This is a genomic window from Labrys neptuniae (genome assembly GCF_040797145.1).
Classification (GTDB): Bacteria; Pseudomonadota; Alphaproteobacteria; order Rhizobiales; family Labraceae; genus Labrys; species Labrys neptuniae.
Genome location: NZ_JBFNQD010000023.1, coordinates 43,897 through 59,942 on the forward strand (window position 1 = coordinate 43,897; position 16,046 = coordinate 59,942).

Annotated in this window: 14 protein-coding genes and 1 pseudogene; 12 read left to right on the top strand and 3 right to left on the bottom strand. The window is 63.7% G+C overall.

Going from position 1 to position 16,046, the window contains the following annotated elements; genetic code table 11:
- Positions 1-3: 3 nt before the first annotated feature.
- The 8 genes and pseudogenes from ABXS05_RS32055 to ABXS05_RS32090 all read left to right on the top strand — a co-directional run bounded on the left by ABXS05_RS32055 (position 4) and on the right by ABXS05_RS32090 (position 9,052).
- On the top strand, positions 4-1,620 hold the full coding sequence (locus ABXS05_RS32055) for an NTP transferase domain-containing protein (RefSeq protein ID WP_367626709.1): 1,617 nt from the start codon (positions 4-6) through the stop codon (positions 1,618-1,620).
- A gap of 432 nt (positions 1,621-2,052) precedes the next feature.
- On the top strand, positions 2,053-3,006 hold the full coding sequence (locus ABXS05_RS32060; RefSeq protein WP_311938801.1) for a branched-chain amino acid ABC transporter permease: 954 nt from the start codon (positions 2,053-2,055) through the stop codon (positions 3,004-3,006).
- A gap of 203 nt (positions 3,007-3,209) precedes the next feature.
- Positions 3,210-4,406: pseudogene (livM, locus tag ABXS05_RS32065) on the top strand (high-affinity branched-chain amino acid ABC transporter permease LivM); the annotation flags it as partial.
- Positions 4,407-4,426: 20 nt separating this feature from the next.
- Positions 4,427-5,350: an ABC transporter ATP-binding protein gene (locus tag ABXS05_RS32070; RefSeq protein ID WP_367626720.1), complete on the top strand. Its 924-nt coding sequence runs from the start codon at positions 4,427-4,429 to the stop codon at positions 5,348-5,350.
- Between the two features lie 2 nt (positions 5,351-5,352).
- Positions 5,353-6,075 (top strand): ABC transporter ATP-binding protein, encoded by a 723-nt coding sequence (locus ABXS05_RS32075; RefSeq protein ID WP_311938799.1) that lies wholly within the window; start codon positions 5,353-5,355, stop codon positions 6,073-6,075.
- A 1-nt stretch (position 6,076) separates the two neighbouring features.
- Positions 6,077-6,430 carry a DUF6867 family protein gene (locus tag ABXS05_RS32080; RefSeq protein ID WP_311938797.1) on the top strand — a complete coding sequence of 118 codons (354 nt, stop codon included), beginning with the start codon at positions 6,077-6,079 and terminating at the stop codon, positions 6,428-6,430.
- A 123-nt stretch (positions 6,431-6,553) separates the two neighbouring features.
- The gene (locus ABXS05_RS32085; protein ID WP_068299299.1) at positions 6,554-7,672 is read left to right on the top strand and encodes a branched-chain amino acid ABC transporter substrate-binding protein; all 1,119 of its coding nucleotides are present in this window, start codon (positions 6,554-6,556) and stop codon (positions 7,670-7,672) included.
- A 258-nt stretch (positions 7,673-7,930) separates the two neighbouring features.
- Positions 7,931-9,052 (top strand): branched-chain amino acid ABC transporter substrate-binding protein, encoded by a 1,122-nt coding sequence (locus tag ABXS05_RS32090; protein ID WP_311938794.1) that lies wholly within the window; start codon positions 7,931-7,933, stop codon positions 9,050-9,052.
- Positions 9,053-9,298: 246 nt separating this feature from the next.
- Here the strand turns inward: ABXS05_RS32090 and ABXS05_RS32095 are convergent, their stop codons facing one another.
- Entirely contained in the window at positions 9,299-10,090 is a 792-nt protein-coding gene (locus ABXS05_RS32095) for a cytochrome c biogenesis CcdA family protein (RefSeq protein ID WP_367626710.1), read from the bottom strand.
- A gap of 365 nt (positions 10,091-10,455) precedes the next feature.
- On the opposite strand from ABXS05_RS32095, the gene ABXS05_RS32100 reads away from it, so the two are divergent.
- From ABXS05_RS32100 to ABXS05_RS32115, 4 genes are all read left to right on the top strand, one after another.
- Complete coding sequence (locus ABXS05_RS32100; protein ID WP_367626711.1) at positions 10,456-11,445, top strand: P1 family peptidase; 990 nt, start codon at positions 10,456-10,458, stop codon at positions 11,443-11,445.
- 199 nt (positions 11,446-11,644) lie between these two features.
- Entirely contained in the window at positions 11,645-12,316 is a 672-nt protein-coding gene (rpe, locus tag ABXS05_RS32105) for a ribulose-phosphate 3-epimerase (protein WP_311938789.1), read from the top strand.
- Between the two features lie 80 nt (positions 12,317-12,396).
- On the top strand, positions 12,397-13,707 hold the full coding sequence (purB, locus tag ABXS05_RS32110) for an adenylosuccinate lyase (protein ID WP_311938787.1): 1,311 nt from the start codon (positions 12,397-12,399) through the stop codon (positions 13,705-13,707).
- A gap of 166 nt (positions 13,708-13,873) precedes the next feature.
- Positions 13,874-14,437 (top strand): RBBP9/YdeN family alpha/beta hydrolase, encoded by a 564-nt coding sequence (locus tag ABXS05_RS32115; protein ID WP_367626712.1) that lies wholly within the window; start codon positions 13,874-13,876, stop codon positions 14,435-14,437.
- A gap of 120 nt (positions 14,438-14,557) precedes the next feature.
- Here ABXS05_RS32115 and ABXS05_RS32120 read toward each other — a convergent pair whose 3' ends face one another.
- Both ABXS05_RS32120 and ABXS05_RS32125 read right to left on the bottom strand, forming a co-directional pair.
- Positions 14,558-15,352, bottom strand: coding sequence for an HpcH/HpaI aldolase family protein (locus ABXS05_RS32120; RefSeq protein WP_311938784.1), 795 nt, complete (start codon positions 15,350-15,352; stop codon positions 14,558-14,560).
- 101 nt (positions 15,353-15,453) lie between these two features.
- A complete protein-coding gene (locus ABXS05_RS32125) occupies positions 15,454-15,777 on the bottom strand; it encodes a DUF1476 domain-containing protein (protein WP_311938783.1) in 324 nt (107 codons plus the stop codon).
- Between the last annotated feature and the right edge of the window lie 269 nt (positions 15,778-16,046).

Sequence of the window (16,046 nt, forward strand, 5' to 3'; positions counted from 1 at the left end):
TCCATGTTTTTCGGCGAGATTTCCATAGACCAGGCCCAGGGCGGCGTTGCTGTCCATTCGATCCGCAAGGGGGGGCTTGTCCTCAAGAAGGGTACGCATATCGGGCCAGCCGAAATCGAGGCGCTGCGCCGCGAAAGGGTCGAGTCCATCGTCATCGCCAGGCTCGATCCCGGCGATGTCGGCGAGGATATCGCCGCCGAGCACATTGCCACCAGATTGGGAGGTGAAGGCGTGCGCGTGGCCGAGCCCTTCACCGGCAGGGCCAATCTGTTCGCCGAGCAGGCCGGCGTGCTGGTGATCGACCGTGACGGCGTCGATCGGGTCAACGCCATCGACGAAAGCATCACCTTCGCGACCCTCCCTGCCTTTGATCCCGTCAAGGCCGGCGAAATGATCGCAACCGTCAAGATCATCCCCTTTGCAGTCGAGGCGCCGACCTTCGAGCGCGCGCTTGCGAGCCTGGGTGCCCCGATCATCCGGATCGCTCCCTTCCGCCCGCTCAAGGTAGCCGCCATCTCCACTTTGCTGCCGGGCCTGAAGGAAAGCGTGATCGCCCGCACCCTGCAGGTGCTGAAGGACCGCCTGGCGCCGGCCGAGGCCACACTCGTCCTCGACGAAAGGGTGCCGCATCAGGCCCCGGCGCTGGCGCTTGCCCTCGATCAAGCCAAGGCAGCTCAGGCCGACCTCACCATCATCTTCGGCGCTTCGGCCATTGCCGACAGGCGCGACGTCATCCCCGCAGCCATCGAAATATCGGGCGGCACGGTCGAACATTTCGGCATGCCGGTCGATCCAGGCAATCTCCTGCTGCTGGGGCGTTCCGGCGCCATGTCGGTGCTGGGCGCGCCGGGCTGCGCGCGCTCGCCCAAGGAGAACGGCTTCGACTGGATCCTGCACCGCCTGCTGGCCGGCCTGCCGGTCACCCGTGCCGATATCGTCGGCCTCGGCGTCGGCGGCCTGCTGATGGAGATCGTCAGCCGTCCCCAGCCGCGCGCAGCGGCCGGGAAGACGGGCGAGAGCCCTCCTCACGTCGCGGCCATCGTCCTGGCTGCCGGCCGCTCCACGCGCATGGGCGGATCGAACAAGCTTCTGGAGGATTATGCCGGCAAGCCGCTGGTCCGTCATGCCGTGGAAGCGGCGCTTGCCAGCAAGGCGGGTTCGGTCACGGTGGTCACCGGCCACCAGCAGGCCGAGGTTCGCGATGCCCTGGCCGGGCTGGCCGTCTCCTTCGTGCACAATCCGGACTTCGCCGAAGGCCTCTCCACTTCCGTGCGCGCCGGCATCGCGGCCCTGCCCGCCGAATGCGACGCTGCCCTGATCGCGCTGGGCGACATGCCGCTGGTGGATGCCGCCCTGCTCGATCGGCTGATATCGGCCTTCGAACCGGATAAGGGCGCCCTCATCGTGCTTCCCGTCACTGAGAGGCAGCGCGGCAATCCCGTGATCTGGGCACGGCGATTCTTCGACGAATTGCAGGCCATCGAGGGCGACGCCGGAGGCCGGCAGATCCTCAAGGCCAACGGCGATGCGGTGGTCGAGATTCCCGTCTCTTCGAGCGCCGCAAGCTTCGACGTGGACACGAGGGAGGCGCTCGCGCAATTGCGACAACTCCCGACCTGACATTTTGTTGCTCGCCCCGCCGCCGCAACATTCGCGTGCAAGGGGTGTGCGCAATTATTCAGCAATATTCTTTCCCCTGATGAAGGATAGTATGGCCGTCGAAATTTTTGTGTGGATCTAGACGAAATCTAACAGCCGTTACACGTCTGCACGACTGGAGCCATTCAGTCGCTAAATCGTTTTTTGGGCGTTACTGGTGCAAAATTGACGCTTCTAACGCCAGCCGACGCTAAAAAATTCGTCGGGCTGCATAAATATTTCGTGATTTCCAGAAACTTCGCTTTCGAGACCATCGCGGTGATTGTCAGTTTGCAAAGCGCTTGCTATGACAGGAAATCGTCGAATGACTGCCTGTCTCTTAGGCAAAAATCCCGCCAAAGGGAGACCAGGAGAAGCAAGGACGGCGTCGACAGAGGGGAAAGTTTGTAGACGATGGCAGAGTTTTTACAGCAGCTCATCAACGGGCTGGCGGTAGGATCGCTATATGGTCTTATCGCCGTAGGTTACACGATGGTGTTCGGCATCATCGGCATGGTGAACTTCGCTCACGGCGATCTGTTCATGCTCTCCGCGATCATCGCATTCATCTGTTTCGTGATCCTGGTAACCTTGCTCGGACTTTCGTCGGTCGTCGTGGCCTTGCTGGTGGTCATGGCAATCGGCATGGTCCTCACCAGTATCTGGAACTGGGCCATCGAGCGCATCGCCTACCGCCCGCTGCGTGGATCCTTCCGCCTCGCTCCGCTGATCTCCGCCATCGGCGTCTCCATGGCCCTGTCCAATTTCGTACAGGTCAGCCAGGGCGCCGAATCCAAGGCGATCCCCCACGCCGTGGACGCTGCCCTCAGCGCGAAATATCAGATCTGGTCGGAGGTCACCTCGGACGGACGCGCCATGGACGCCTCGCTCTCGCTCAAGGCCATCCTGATCTTCGTCACCACGGCGGTGCTGCTGGCAATCTTCTGGTACATCGTTTCCCGGACCTCGCTCGGCCGCGCCCAGCGCGCCTGCGAGCAAGACCGCAAGATGGCCGCCCTGCTCGGCGTCGATGTCGACCGCACCATCTCGATCACCTTCATCATGGGCGCCGCCCTCGCCGCCGTCGCCGGCCTGATGTTTCTGGTGCTCTACGGTTCCGTGAACTTCCGTGACGGCTTCGTGCCCGGCGTCAAGGCCTTCACCGCCGCGGTCCTCGGCGGCATCGGCTCCCTGCCCGGTGCGGTGCTGGGCGGCATGCTGATCGGCCTGATCGAAAAATTGTGGGAGGGATCCTTCGAGGGCGACGTAGCGGCCTATCGCGACGTCGCCGTGTTCTCGGTGCTCGCCATCACGCTGATCTTCATGCCGCAAGGCCTGCTGGGACGCCCCGAAGTGGAGAAGGTGTGATCATGGCCGAATCCGATACCACGCGCATTTCATCGGCCGACCTGTTCAAGGATCTCATCTTCTGGGCAGCGGTCTCCACCTGCATGTTCCTGCCGGTGGTGGGGCTGACGACCTATTCGGACCAGGCGACCAACAGTTTCCGCCTGAATTTCCTCAACCCCGATTTCGGCTTCGGCAAACGCTTCGGCGGCCTGATCACCACCGCCGTGATCGTCGGCCTCATCCTGGCTGTCCGCCTCTTCGTGCTGCTGCGCCCGCAGCGCCCGGAACACAAGACCCCCTCCAAATTCGCCCAGACCATGTCGCGGATCGGCATGTCGCCCTGGGTGATGTGGTTCGGAGCCGGGCTCGCGCTCGTCTTCCCCCTCGTCATGCTGGGTACCCTCGGCGACAAGGGCTCGCTGAAGTGGATCGACAGCTACGGCATCCAGATCATGATCTACATCATGCTGGGCTGGGGCCTGAACATCGTGGTCGGCATGGCCGGCCTCCTGGACCTGGGCTATGTCGCCTTCTACGCGGTCGGCGCCTATTCCTACGCGCTCCTGTCGGTCTATTACGGCATGACCTTCTGGGAATGCCTGCCGATCGCAGGGTTCCTCGCCGCGCTCTGGGGCATCATCCTCGGCTTTCCCGTGCTGCGCCTGCGCGGCGACTATCTCGCCCTCGTCACGCTGGCCTTCGGCGAGATCATCCGCAGCGTGCTGGTGAACTGGAAATCCTTCACCCACGGCAATGACGGCATCACCTCGATCAAGCCGCCCACCTTCTTCGGCATTCCCTTCACCGCCGGCCCCAACGGTTTTGCCAAGACCTTCGACCTCGCCTTCTCGCCGATCCACGGCAAGATCTTCTTCTATTATGTCATCCTCATTCTCGCAGTGATGACGGCCTACATCACCAGCCGCATGCGCAGGCTGCCGGTTGGCCGCGCCTGGGAAGCCTTGCGCGAGAACGAGATCGCCTGCCGCTCGCTCGGCATCAACACCACCACCACCAAGCTCGCAGCCTTCGCCAGCGGCGCCCTGTTCGGCGGTCTCGCCGGCGCCTTCTTCGCGGCCAAGCAGGGCTTCATCAATCCCGAGAGCTTCGTGTTCCAGGAATCGGTGATGGTGCTCGCAATCGTCGTGCTCGGCGGTTCGGGCAGCCTGCTCGGCGTGGTCGTGGCAGCGGTCCTGCTGGTCGGCGGTTCGGAGATCCTGCGTGAGTTGACCTTCATGAAGTGGATCTTCGGGCCCGACTTCGACCCGAGCCAGTATCGCCCCATGATCTTCGGCCTCGCCATGGTCTCGATGATGCTGTGGAAGCCGCGCGGTCTCATCTCCAACCGTGCTCCCACCGTCTATCTGAAGGAACGCAAGATCGTCTCTGGCGCCCTCGTACAGGAAGGTCACGGATGAGCGCGCCCGAGAACAACGACATGATCGATCCCGCCCTCGCCTCGCACGCCCATCCCGAACAGCACTGGCACAGCGATCCGATCCTCAAGGTCGAGAAGCTGACCATGCGGTTCGGAGGCCTCACCGCCGTCAACGCCGTCTCCTTCAATTGCGGCCGGGGCGACATTACCGCCCTGATCGGCCCCAATGGCGCCGGCAAGACCACGGTGTTCAACTGCATCACCGGCTTCTACAAGCCGACCGAAGGCCGGATCGGCCTGCGTCACGGCTCGGTGGCGGCCTGGGGCGAATTCGATGCCCTGACCGCAACCACCCAGCAAAAGCTGAGCCATGGCCAGGACACGCTCTACCTGCTCGAGCGCATGCCCGACTTCATGGTCTCCCGCCAGGCCAAGGTCGCCAGAACCTTCCAGAACATCCGCCTCTTCGCGGGCATGACGGTGCTGGAGAACCTGCTGGTCGCCCAGCATGTCCACCTGATGCGCGCGTCGGGCTTCTCCGTCTTCGGCATTCTCGGGCTGCCCACCTACAGCCATGCCGAGAAGGCTGCGATCGAGAAGGCGAAATACTGGCTCGACAAGACCGGCCTGATGGCCCGAGCCGACGATCCGGCCGGCAGCCTGCCCTATGGCGACCAGCGCCGCCTGGAGATCGCGCGCGCCATGTGCACCGAGCCGGTGCTGCTTTGCCTGGACGAACCGGCCGCCGGCCTCAATCCGAGGGAAAGCCTCGATCTCAACAAGCTGCTGCGCACGATCCGCAGCGATCACGACACCTCTCTTCTCCTGATCGAGCATGACATGTCCGTGGTCATGGAGATTTCGGACCATGTGGTGGTGCTCAATTACGGCACCAAGATCTCGGACGGCACGCCCGAGCAGGTCCGCAACGACCCAGCCGTGATCGCCGCCTATCTCGGCACCGACGAGGAAACGGAGAGTTGAGCATGTCCTCGCCCCTGCTGGCCGTCCGCGGCGTCCACACCTATTACGGACAGGTCCACGCTCTCAAAGGTGTCGACGTCGACATCAACCAGGGCGAGATCGTCACCATCATCGGCGCCAACGGCGCCGGTAAGTCGACCCTGATGATGACGGTCTTCGGTTCGCCCAAATGCCGTGTCGGTTCGATTTCGTTCGACGGGCAAGACATCACCCACATGCCGATGCACCTGATCGCCCGGCTGCGTATCGCCCAATCCCCCGAGGGACGGCGGATCTTCCAGCGCATGACGGTCTACGAGAACCTGCAGATGGGAGCCGAGATCGACGGCAATGCCCATTTCGCCGACGATCTCGAGCGCATGTACACGCTCTTCCCGCGTCTGAAGGAACGCGCCAGCCAGCGCGGCGGTACGCTTTCGGGCGGCGAACAGCAGATGCTGGCAATTGCCCGCGCCCTGATGAGCCGGCCGCGCCTTCTGATGCTGGACGAGCCCTCGCTCGGCCTGGCACCGCTGATCGTCAAACAGATCTTCGACGCGGTGCGGGTGCTCAACGAGACGGAGAAGCTGACCGTCTTCCTCGTCGAGCAAAATGCCTTTCATGCCCTGCGCCTGGCGCATCGAGGTTATGTCATGGTCAACGGCCAGATCACCATGTCCGGCACCGGCAAGGAACTGCTCGCCCGGCCCGAGGTGCGCGCAGCCTATCTGGAAGGGGGTCATTGAGATGGAAACCTACCTCTACGAGGACAGTCCCTTCGTCTTCGTGCTGGTCACGCTGCTGATGGGTGGCTGGGCCGCCTGGATGACCGGCAAGGCCAGCGCCTCGACCTGGAGCCGCTACCCGATCCTGTTCTTCTATCTGGTGCTGCTGACCATGGGCGTGCGCTTCCTTCACCAGGCGCCGTTCGGGGGCAACATGTTCTCGCCCTATTATTTCGTGGTCGACCTCGTCATCATCCAGCTCATCGGCCTGTTGTCCTATCGCGTCCGGCTCGCCAAGCAGATGGTCGGCAAATATGGCTGGATGTTCCAGCGATCGGGTGCGCTTGGCTGGAGTGCACGATCGAGCGCAGAATGACCGCATACAAGCAACAAGGAAATCGGATGAGCTGTACGCGCAACTTGGGCTGACGGCCTCGTTCACGTCCTGACTATCCGCAGACCGGAGCCGCAAGCTCCACCAATCCACTGGGAGAACGACATGAAAAAAGTCTGGTTGACAGGCGCAGCGCTGGCGGCAGGCCTGCTGCTCAGCACGTCCGCCTTCGCGCAGATCAAGATCGGCATCGGCGCACCGATCACCGGTCCGAGTGCGGCCTCCGGAGCCCAGATCAAGCAGGGCGCGGAACTCGCCATCAAGAACATCAACGCCGCCGGCGGCGTGCTCGGCCAGAAGCTGGAATCGACGGTCGGCGACGATCAGTCCGATCCCAAGCAGGGCGTTTCGGTCGCCAACAAGTTCGTCGGCGACGGCGTGACCTGGGTGGTGGGACACTACAACTCCGGCGTGACCATCCCCGCTTCCGAGGTCTATGGCGACAATGGCATCGTCGCCATCACCCCGGCCGCCACCAACGAGAAGGTGACCGACCGCAAGCTCTGGGGCATGTTCCGCACCTGCGGCCGTGACGACCAGCAGGCCAAGGTCTGGGTGGATTACGTCAAGGCCACCTATCCCGGCAAGAAGGTCGCCATCGTCCACGATAAGACCACCTATGGCCAGGGCCTGGGCGAGAATGCCAAGAAGCTGATGGCTGCCGACGGCATGAAGGAAGTCCTGTTCGAAGGTGTGAACACCGGCGAGAAGGACTATTCGGCCATCGTCACCAAGCTCAAGGCCGTCGGCGCCGACGTGCTTATCTATGGCGGCCTCTACACCGAAGCGGCCCTGATCCTCAAGCAGTTGCGCGACCAGGGTATGCAGACCGTGATGGTCTCGGGCGACGGCCTGGTCTCTTCTGAATTCGCCACCATCGGCGGCGACGCCGTGATCGGCACCCAGATGTCCTTCGCGCCCAAGGCCGAGGATGATCCGTCCAACGCCGCCATCGTCAAGCAGTTCAAGGACAGCGGCTTCACGCCGGAAGGCTATACGCTGAAGGCCTATGCGGCCGTGCAGGTCCTGGCCCAGGCCGCGGAAGAAGCCAAATCGGCCGATCCGCAGAAGATGGCCGAAGTGATGCATTCGGGCAAGGCCTTCAAGACGGTGATCGGCGACGTCTCCTATGACGACAAGGGCGACATGAAGCAGATCGACTACGTCATCTTCTCTTGGAAGAAGGGTCCCGACGGCAAGATCGACTTCTTCCAGAACAAGTGACCTGCCTTCATTCTTCGTAATATCTCAATCGCCCCGGTTCGCTGGGGCGATTTCTTTGGAGGCCTCCTATTCGCGGCTCGGATCGGGCCGCGACATGGGACATGACGCAGGGGGAGATGGCCAGGCTGCCCTCCCCTTTGCGAATTCGCCTGAATTTCCGTGACAAGCCGCTGGAAATTTAGACAATGGCGTCATCGGGCGCAGCCGAACCGGTCCAGAAAAGAACGGTCTGCGCCCAGTACAACAGGGAAGAACCCCATGAACAAACTTTCATTGGCCGGCGCTGTACTCGCAGCGGGCCTCGCCTTGGGCAGCAGCGCGCAGGCGCAGATCAAGCTCGGCGTCGGTGGCCCGATGACCGGCCCCGCTGCTTCCTACGGCCTGCAGGCCAAGGCAGGCGCCGATATGGCGGTGAAGGACATCAACGCCAAGGGCGGCGTGCTCGGCCAGAAGATCGAGATCAGCGTCGGTGACGACCAGGCCGATCCCAAGCAGAGCGTCTCGGTCGCCAACAAATTCGTGGGCGACGGGATAACCTGGGTTGTCGGCCACGTCACCTCCGGCGGTGCCATCGCCGCCTCGGATGTCTATGCCGACAACAACATCATCAACGTCACTCCCTCTGCCTCCAGCGAGAAGCTGACCGATCGCGGGCTGTGGAACACCTTCCGGACCTGCGGCCGCGACGACCAGCAATCCAAGGTATGGGCGGACTATGTCCTGGCGCATTTCAAGGACAAGAAGATCGCCATCGCGCACGACAAGCAGACCTATGGCGAAGGCCTGGCCAAAGGTGCGAAGAAATACCTCAACGATGCCGGCGTGAAAGAAGTCCTTTATGAAGGCGTGAACGCCGGCGAAAAGGACTATTCCGGTCTCGTTACCAAGCTGAAGTCCAGCGGCGCCGACGTGCTGCTGTGGGGCGGCTACTACACCGAGGGCGCGCTGATCCTCAAGCAACTGCGCGACCAGGGCGGCAAGACCATCATGATGGGCGCCGATGGCCTCAACTCACCGGAATTCGCCACCATCGGCGGTGACGCCGTGGTCGGCACGCTGATGACCTTTGCGCCGAAGATCGAGGATTATCCGGCGAATGCCGACCTGGCGAAGCGCTTCCGCGAGGGCGGCACCGATCCGGCCGGCTTCACCCTGCTGGCCTATGCCGGCGTGCAGGTGTTGGCGCAGGCGGCCGAAGAGGCCAAGTCCGCCGATCCGCAGAAGATCGCCGAGGTCATGCATTCGGGCAAGAAGTTCCAGACGGTGATCGGCGAGATCTCCTACGACAAAAAGGGCGACCTGGCACAGCCGGCCTACGCCATCTACACCTGGAAGAAGGCTGCGGACGGCAAGATCGCCGCGGAGCAGAACCCTTCCTGAGGCGCCTCGCCTCCTATCGCAATGACGACCATGACCCGCTCCGGTTCACCGGGGCGGGTTTTTATCTGGGCCGAACAGACAGCAACAGCCCCTTTGTACTCGCAAAAGTGGGGAAGCACGGAGCGTCAATCTCCACAGCTCCATCATTTTGACGGAGCGAGATTGACATCTTTTTCCGACAGACGATCCTCTACGAGAGTGTCAATCAGGAGATTGACACTCCAAAAGCGAACCGATCCCTCGATATCAGCCGAGCTTGCTGAGGATCGGAAAGGTGTTCTGTAGCCAGATGGCGAAATCGGCCATGCCGCCCGTCAGGAAGGCAATGCCGGCCACTACCAACAGCCCGCCCATCGCCTTCTCCACCGTGCCGAGATGAGCCCGGAAGCTCCGCAGGAAGCGCATGAAGGGGTTCATGGCAAAGGCGGCCACCACAAAGGGCAGCCCCAGGCCGAGCGTGTAGATGGCGAGCAGGGTCACCCCCTGGCTGACGCTGCCATCCTTGCCGGCCACGGCGATCACCGTGCCGAGCACCGGACCGATGCACGGGGTCCAGCCAAAGGCAAAGGCGAGGCCCATCACGAAGGCGCCCCAGGGGCCGGAGCCGGTGCCGGCCTGCAGGCGGGCCTGGCGATAGAGCAGTGAAATGCGGAAGACGCCGAGGAAATGCAGGCCCATGGCGATGATGACGATGCCCGCCAGCAGGTAGAACGGGTCGATCGAATTGGCCCAGGAGGCGGGAAGAATACCCTTTTCGGCCAGGCTGCTGAGGCCGTTGGCCATCGCCCTGCGCAGGACGAGCAGATAGGAGGCGCCGGCGCCGAGCGAGATGAAGATGGTGGCAAGGCCGGCGACGAAACACAGGGCCGAGATCACCGCACGGCGGCGGACACCCTTGTCGATGGTCTGCCCTGTCATCTCATCCAGCGTGGAGCCGGCCAGGAAAGTCAGGTAGGGCGGCACCAGCGGCAGCACGCAGGGAGAGAGGAAGGAGAACAGGCCGGCCACGAACACGGCAGGCAGGGTAATATCGGCCATGGACCCATCCAGAACAGGCATTCACGCGTCAACACCACCTTCCGGCGGCGAAGCCCCTGCTCTAGCGCGCCCACGCCTTTTGCCCAAGCCCGTTTCGTCAAACTCCCTGTCTCGTGATCGGAAGTGATGTCGCAGGGCCTCGTTACCTGAGCCTGCGGACTCGGGCTAAGAAGCGCATGGACCTGGGCGTCGAGCGAGCGTTTCTTCCGGGCACACGGGCACATCTTACCCGTTCTTGGAAACACCGTGTTCGCGAGCGAGGAAAAACGGGCAGGATGCCCGTGCGCCCGGAGTTCGCGCTTCACCCCAAGCGGTTGTCTCGCCCTACGGCGGGTGCGAAGCTGCCGACGAACGGAGGCTGATTCATGCGCAATCTCATCACGGATGTCGCCGGCGTGCTGGTCGGCAATGCCGAAGACGCCGCGATTGCCTCCGGCACGACGGCGGTGGTGTTCGAGGAGCCGGCGGTCGCCGCCGTCGATGTGCGTGGCGGCGCACCGGGAACGCGGGAAACCGATCTGCTCGCCCTGGAGCGGACGGTCGAGCGGATCGACGCCATCGCCCTGTCGGGCGGTTCGGCTTTCGGCCTGGAAGCCGGCGCCGGCATCGGAGCCCTTTTGGCGGAGCAGGGTCGTGGTTTCCAGGTCGGCGCCGTCAGGGTTCCGATCGTGCCAGGCGCCATCCTGTTCGACCTTCTCAATGGCGGCGACAAGAAATGGGGACGCTTTCCGCCCTATCGAGAACTCGGCTTCACTGCGGCCGAGGCGGCGGGCGACACCTTCGCCCTGGGATCGTCGGGCGCCGGATTGGGCGCTACCACAGCCGGCCTGAAGGGTGGTCTCGGCTCCGCCTCGGTGCGCTGCGGGCGCCATGTGGTCGGGGCGCTGGTCGCGGTCAATGCGCTCGGCAGCGTCACCATCGGTGACGGCGCCCATTTCTGGGCGGCGCCCTATGAGCAGGCCGGGGAATTCGGTGGCCTCGGCCTGCCGATCCCCTGGCCCGACGACGCGCTGGCGCTGCGCCACAAGGCCATGCAGGCAGGCAACACCACGATCGCCGTGGTGGCAACGGATGCCGTGCTCACCAAGGCCCAGACCAAGCATTTTGCCGTGATGGCGCAGGATGGCCTTGCCCGCGCCATCCACCCGATCCACACCCCGCTCGACGGCGACACCGTATTTGCCGCCGCCACGGGGCGCGTGGCGCTGGCCGAACCGATCGGCGACCTGATCGCCCTGGGCACGGCGGCGGCGCATGCCCTGGCGAGGGCCTGTGCCCGTGCCGTCTACGAGGCGAAAGCCCTGCCCTTCCCCGGGGCCTTGCCCAGCTGGCGGGATCGTTTCGGAGGGCGATGACGGACCGACATCGGGAGGAAGTCGATTGCCTGGGACCTCAGGCGTCCCGCCTGCTCTTGAAAGCGACGCCTTTGCAGGAAGGAAGATGCAGGCGAGACGCCTGCGGTCCCAGAAGGATGCTCCCTCAACGATTGCAATGGACGGCCGGCTCTGGCAGGTACTGCCCGTTCACCGCGACCGTCACAGCCCAGGATCCGCCATGTCCCGCCCGATCATCATCGCCCCCTCCATTCTCTCCGCGGATTTCGCAGCGCTCGGCGCAGAAGTGCGGGCGATCGAGGAAGCCGGTGCGGATTGGGTGCATTACGATGTGATGGACGGCCATTTCGTGCCCAACCTCACCATCGGTGCGGGTGTAGCCGCTGCCCTGCGGCCGCATGTCCGCACCAAGCTCGATGCCCATCTGATGATCTCGCCGGCCGATCCCTATCTCGACGATTTCGCCAGGGCCGGCTGCGACACCATCACCGTTCATGCCGAAGCAGGCCCGCATCTTCATCGCTCGCTGCAGCACATCAGGAAGCTCGGCAAGCGCGCCGGCGTGGCGATCAATCCGGGCACCTCGCCCGAAGTGGTCGACTATGTGCTCGATCTCGCCGATCTCATCCTGGTGATGACGGTCAATCCCGGTTTCGGCGGCCAGGCTTTCATTCCCGAGACCCTGTCGAAGATCGCCGCCGTCCGGGCCCGGGTGGGCAAGCGCGACATCGATATCGAGGTCGATGGCGGCATTACGCCCGAAACCGCGCCGCTGGTGGTGCGGGCCGGTGCCAATGCGCTCGTCGCCGGCTCCTATGTGTTCAAGGGCGGACCGGCTGCCTATGCCGCCAACATTGCCGCCATCCGCGAGGCCGCGACGGCGGCTCTCTGATATCGTCGCCTTCCACCCGCAGATTTGCGTTTCACTTTCCCGGCACCCGCGCCTAAAAGGGGCGCGAAAGGACTTTCTCCATGATCCCACGCTATAGCCGCCCGCAAATGGTCTCCATCTGGGCGGAGCAGTCCCGTTTCCGCATCTGGTTCGAAATCGAGGCCCACGCCACCGACAAGCTGGCCGAGCTCGGCGTCGTGCCCAAGGAGGCGGCTGCCAAGGTCTGGGAGAAGGCCAGGGACGCCACCTTCGACGTGGCGCGGATCGACGAGATCGAGCGGGAGGTCAAGCACGACGTCATCGCCTTCCTCACCCATCTGGGCGAGATCGTCGGCCCCGAGGCCCGCTTCCTGCATCAGGGCATGACGTCCTCCGACGTGCTCGACACCTGCCTGGCCGTGCAGCTGTCGCGGGCCGCCGACCTGCTGATCGCCGATATCGACGAGGTGCTCGCCGCCCTGCGCAAGCGCGCCATCGAGCATAAATATACACCGACCATCGGACGCAGCCACGGCATCCATGCCGAGCCGGTCACCTTCGGCCTCAAGCTTGCCCAGGCCTATGCCGAATTCTCGCGCAACCGCGAACGCCTCGTCGCCGCACGCAAGGAGATCGCGACCTGCGCGATCTCCGGCGCAGTCGGCACCTTCGCCAATATCGATCCGGCGGTGGAAGCCTATGTCGCCGAAAAGATGGGCCTTGCCGTCGAGCCGGTCTCGACCCAGGTGATCCCGCGCGACCGCCACGCCATGTTCTTCGCGACGCTCGGCGTGGTTGCCTCCTCGATCGAGCGCCTCGCCACCGAGATCCGCCATCTGCAGCGGACCGAAGTGCTGGAAGCCGAGGAGTTCTTCTCGGCAGGCCAGAAGGGCTCGTCGGCCATGCCGCACAAGCGCAACCCCGTGCTGACCGAAAATCTCACCGGCCTGGCCCGCATCGTGCGTTCGGCGGTGACGCCGGCACTGGAGAACGTTGCACTCTGGCATGAGCGCGACATCTCGCATTCTTCGGTCGAGCGCATGATCGGTCCCGATGCCACCGTGACCCTGGACTTCGCGCTGGCGCGTCTCGCCGGCGTGATCGACAAGCTGGTGATCTATCCCGAAAACATGCGCCGCAATCTCGATCGCCTCGGCGGCCTGCACAATTCGCAGCGCGTGCTGCTGGCCCTCACCCAGGCCGGCGCTAGCCGCGAGGATTCCTACCGCCTGGTCCAGCGCAACGCCATGAAGGTCTGGCGGGGCGAAGGCGATTTCCTCGCCTTCCTCAAGGCGGACCCGGAAGTCTCGGCCAAACTGTCGGATGCGGCACTCGAGGCGATGTTCGACGAGGGCTATCACTTCAAGCATGTCGACACGATCTTCGACCGCGTCCTCGGCCCGGGAACCTGAACCGGGGGCGGACGTTCGCCCTGTAGTTGTGGACGAGCGGCGCCGCGGGAGCATCCCGGTTTTCGGCCCGCCGTCTCGCTCCTAGAATAGACACATGGTCTTGAGTCGAGACGGGCTCGATCCCAGTGGCCGAAGTGCCTGTTAACCGAGCAGGAGAAACATCGACGTGCGCATTTCCGATGCCGACATTCTGATCGTGCCGGGCCTCGGCAATTCCGGGCCGGATCACTGGCAGTCACGCTGGCAAGCCAAGCTCTCGACGGCCCGTCGCGTCGAACAGGACGACTGGGATCATCCCGAGCGCGAGGCCTGGGTGAACAGACTGGTCGAGACGGTGCAGAGTTCGAGTCGTCCGGCCATCATCATCGCCCATTCGATCGGCGTGATCACCACCGTCTTTGCGGCCGAGCGTCTGAAAGGGCATGTCATCGGCGCGATGCTGGTGGCGCCTTCCGATTGGGACAAGCCGGACCTGTTGCCGGGCTATGATCTCGACTTCAACCCGATCCCGATGACGGCCCTGCCCTTCTCGTCTCTCCTGGTGGCGAGCCGGAACGATCCCTATTGCGAGATCAACCGCGCCACCGCCTTTGCCGAGGCCTGGAACAGCGAATTCGTCGATGCGGGCGAAGCCGGCCATATCAATGTGGAGTCAGGGCACGGCCCCTGGCCGGAAGGCCTGCTGCGCCTCGCCTCCTTCCTCTCCAAGCTCAAGCACGAAAGCCAGTAGCGCTGGAGCGCAGACTTCTTCCAGGTGCGCGGACGTCTCGTCCGCTCTTGGAAGGGCGGTGCGTGCGAAAAGGAAGAGGCGGGCGAGACGTCCGCGCACCCGGAATCAGCAGCGGCTGACTCAATAATTCGGGCCGGCCGGGCCCGCATGGCCGCGAGCGGCCTTCAAGGCGGCCTGGGCGCCGGCGGTCAGGAATGCCCAGTCCGAGCCGATGCCCATGATATCGAAGCCGAGCTCGGCGTTGCGGGCTGCCGCCTCGCCATTGCCGCAATAGATCGCCGTCAGCTTGTTGCGTGCCTTGGCGGCGGCGAGAACCCGATTGATCACTTCCACCGATTCCGGCAGCTGATGATCGAGCCTGGCACCGTTGCTCAGGCTGATCGACAGGTCGCTCGGCCCGACGAAAACGCCGTCGAGGCCAGGCACGTCGAGAATGTCCTCGAGCGCATCGGCTGCCTGTCGCGTTTCGATCATGGCCAGCGCGATCAGCTGGTCGTTCGCGGCGCCGCGATATGCCTCGGTCTCGGCACCGAACAGGGAAATGGCGCGGGTGCCGCCCCAGCTTCTTCCGCCGACCGGTGGGTATTTCAGCGTGTCGACGAGACGGCGGGCATCTGCCACCGAATTGATCATCGGCAGGATGGCGAACTCCGCGCCGACGTCATAGAGCCGTGCGGCATCGCCGAAACCGTCGAGGCCGACCCGCACGCCCGTCGGTGTGCCGGCCAGATGCGCTGCGCTGATGGCATCGCGCGCTTCGCCGAAGGAAGCCTCGCCATGCTGCAGATCGACGATGACGGCATCGAAGCCGGCGCGGCCGAGCGCCTCGGCCATGCGCGGATAGGCTGCCCCCATCCAGGCCGCAAAGATTTTTTCGCCTTTGGCCAGGCGCGCGCGCAGCGTGGGGGCGGTCATGGCACTTCCGATCACATTGCTGCGATGCCCCGCACGGACGGGGCATCGTGAGAGATGGATTGAGCGAGGGCGGTCAAACGCCCTCTTTCAAACGCCGGGCATCAAACGCCGTTCTGGATTTCCTGGACGGCGCGGCCGAGCAATTCGGTCATGACCTGGCGGACCTGCGGCTCGCTCATGCTCAGATTGGCTTCGGCGAAATCGCTGAGAACCTTGCGCACCACGTCGTGGTCACCGGCTTCCTCGAAGTCCGACAGGACGACAGATTTGGCATAGGCGTTGGCTTCGTCACCCGAAAGGCCGAGCTTTTCGGCAGCCCACAGGCCGAGGAGCTTGTTCCGGCGAGCGGTCGCCTTGAAGCGCAGATCCTCGTCATGGGCGAATTTGCTTTCGAAAGCCTCTTCCCGCTTGTCGAAGGTGGTCATCCGTTAAATCCTGTTCAGCTACCGGTTTTCCTTGAAGGACCGGCCATGCCTGTTGCATATAGGCGCGCAATCCCCAAATCAAATTAATGCGCCGTAACGCCCTCTCCTCCCCTGGATGCCGGGCGTGTTGAAACTACACTCATGCCGGGCACTAGCAAATGTGCTTTGGCTTGATTCGTGAAGCTTGGTTCCGATCGGGTGCGCCGCCTGCACGAAGTTGTGCGCGGAGGCATGATCGGGTAAGTTGGCCCTGTCTCCGGTTTGCTCCC

What these genes read in the sequence shown, in the direction of transcription:
- ABXS05_RS32090 (WP_311938794.1), top strand. Translation starts at nt 7,931, where the DNA reads ATGAACAAACTTTCATTGGCCGGCGCTGTACTCGCAGCGGGCCTCGCC.
- ABXS05_RS32095 (WP_367626710.1), bottom strand. Translation starts at nt 10,090, where the DNA reads ATGGCCGATATTACCCTGCCTGCCGTGTTCGTGGCCGGCCTGTTCTCC.
- ABXS05_RS32125 (WP_311938783.1), bottom strand. Translation starts at nt 15,777, where the DNA reads ATGACCACCTTCGACAAGCGGGAAGAGGCTTTCGAAAGCAAATTCGCC.
- purB (WP_311938787.1), top strand. Translation starts at nt 12,397, where the DNA reads ATGATCCCACGCTATAGCCGCCCGCAAATGGTCTCCATCTGGGCGGAG.
- ABXS05_RS32080 (WP_311938797.1), top strand. Translation starts at nt 6,077, where the DNA reads ATGGAAACCTACCTCTACGAGGACAGTCCCTTCGTCTTCGTGCTGGTC.
- rpe (WP_311938789.1), top strand. Translation starts at nt 11,645, where the DNA reads ATGTCCCGCCCGATCATCATCGCCCCCTCCATTCTCTCCGCGGATTTC.
- ABXS05_RS32060 (WP_311938801.1), top strand. Translation starts at nt 2,053, where the DNA reads ATGGCAGAGTTTTTACAGCAGCTCATCAACGGGCTGGCGGTAGGATCG.
- ABXS05_RS32120 (WP_311938784.1), bottom strand. Translation starts at nt 15,352, where the DNA reads ATGACCGCCCCCACGCTGCGCGCGCGCCTGGCCAAAGGCGAAAAAATC.
- ABXS05_RS32055 (WP_367626709.1), top strand. Translation starts at nt 4, where the DNA reads ATGTTTTTCGGCGAGATTTCCATAGACCAGGCCCAGGGCGGCGTTGCT.
- ABXS05_RS32075 (WP_311938799.1), top strand. Translation starts at nt 5,353, where the DNA reads ATGTCCTCGCCCCTGCTGGCCGTCCGCGGCGTCCACACCTATTACGGA.
- ABXS05_RS32100 (WP_367626711.1), top strand. Translation starts at nt 10,456, where the DNA reads ATGCGCAATCTCATCACGGATGTCGCCGGCGTGCTGGTCGGCAATGCC.
- ABXS05_RS32070 (WP_367626720.1), top strand. Translation starts at nt 4,427, where the DNA reads ATGATCGATCCCGCCCTCGCCTCGCACGCCCATCCCGAACAGCACTGG.
- ABXS05_RS32085 (WP_068299299.1), top strand. Translation starts at nt 6,554, where the DNA reads ATGAAAAAAGTCTGGTTGACAGGCGCAGCGCTGGCGGCAGGCCTGCTG.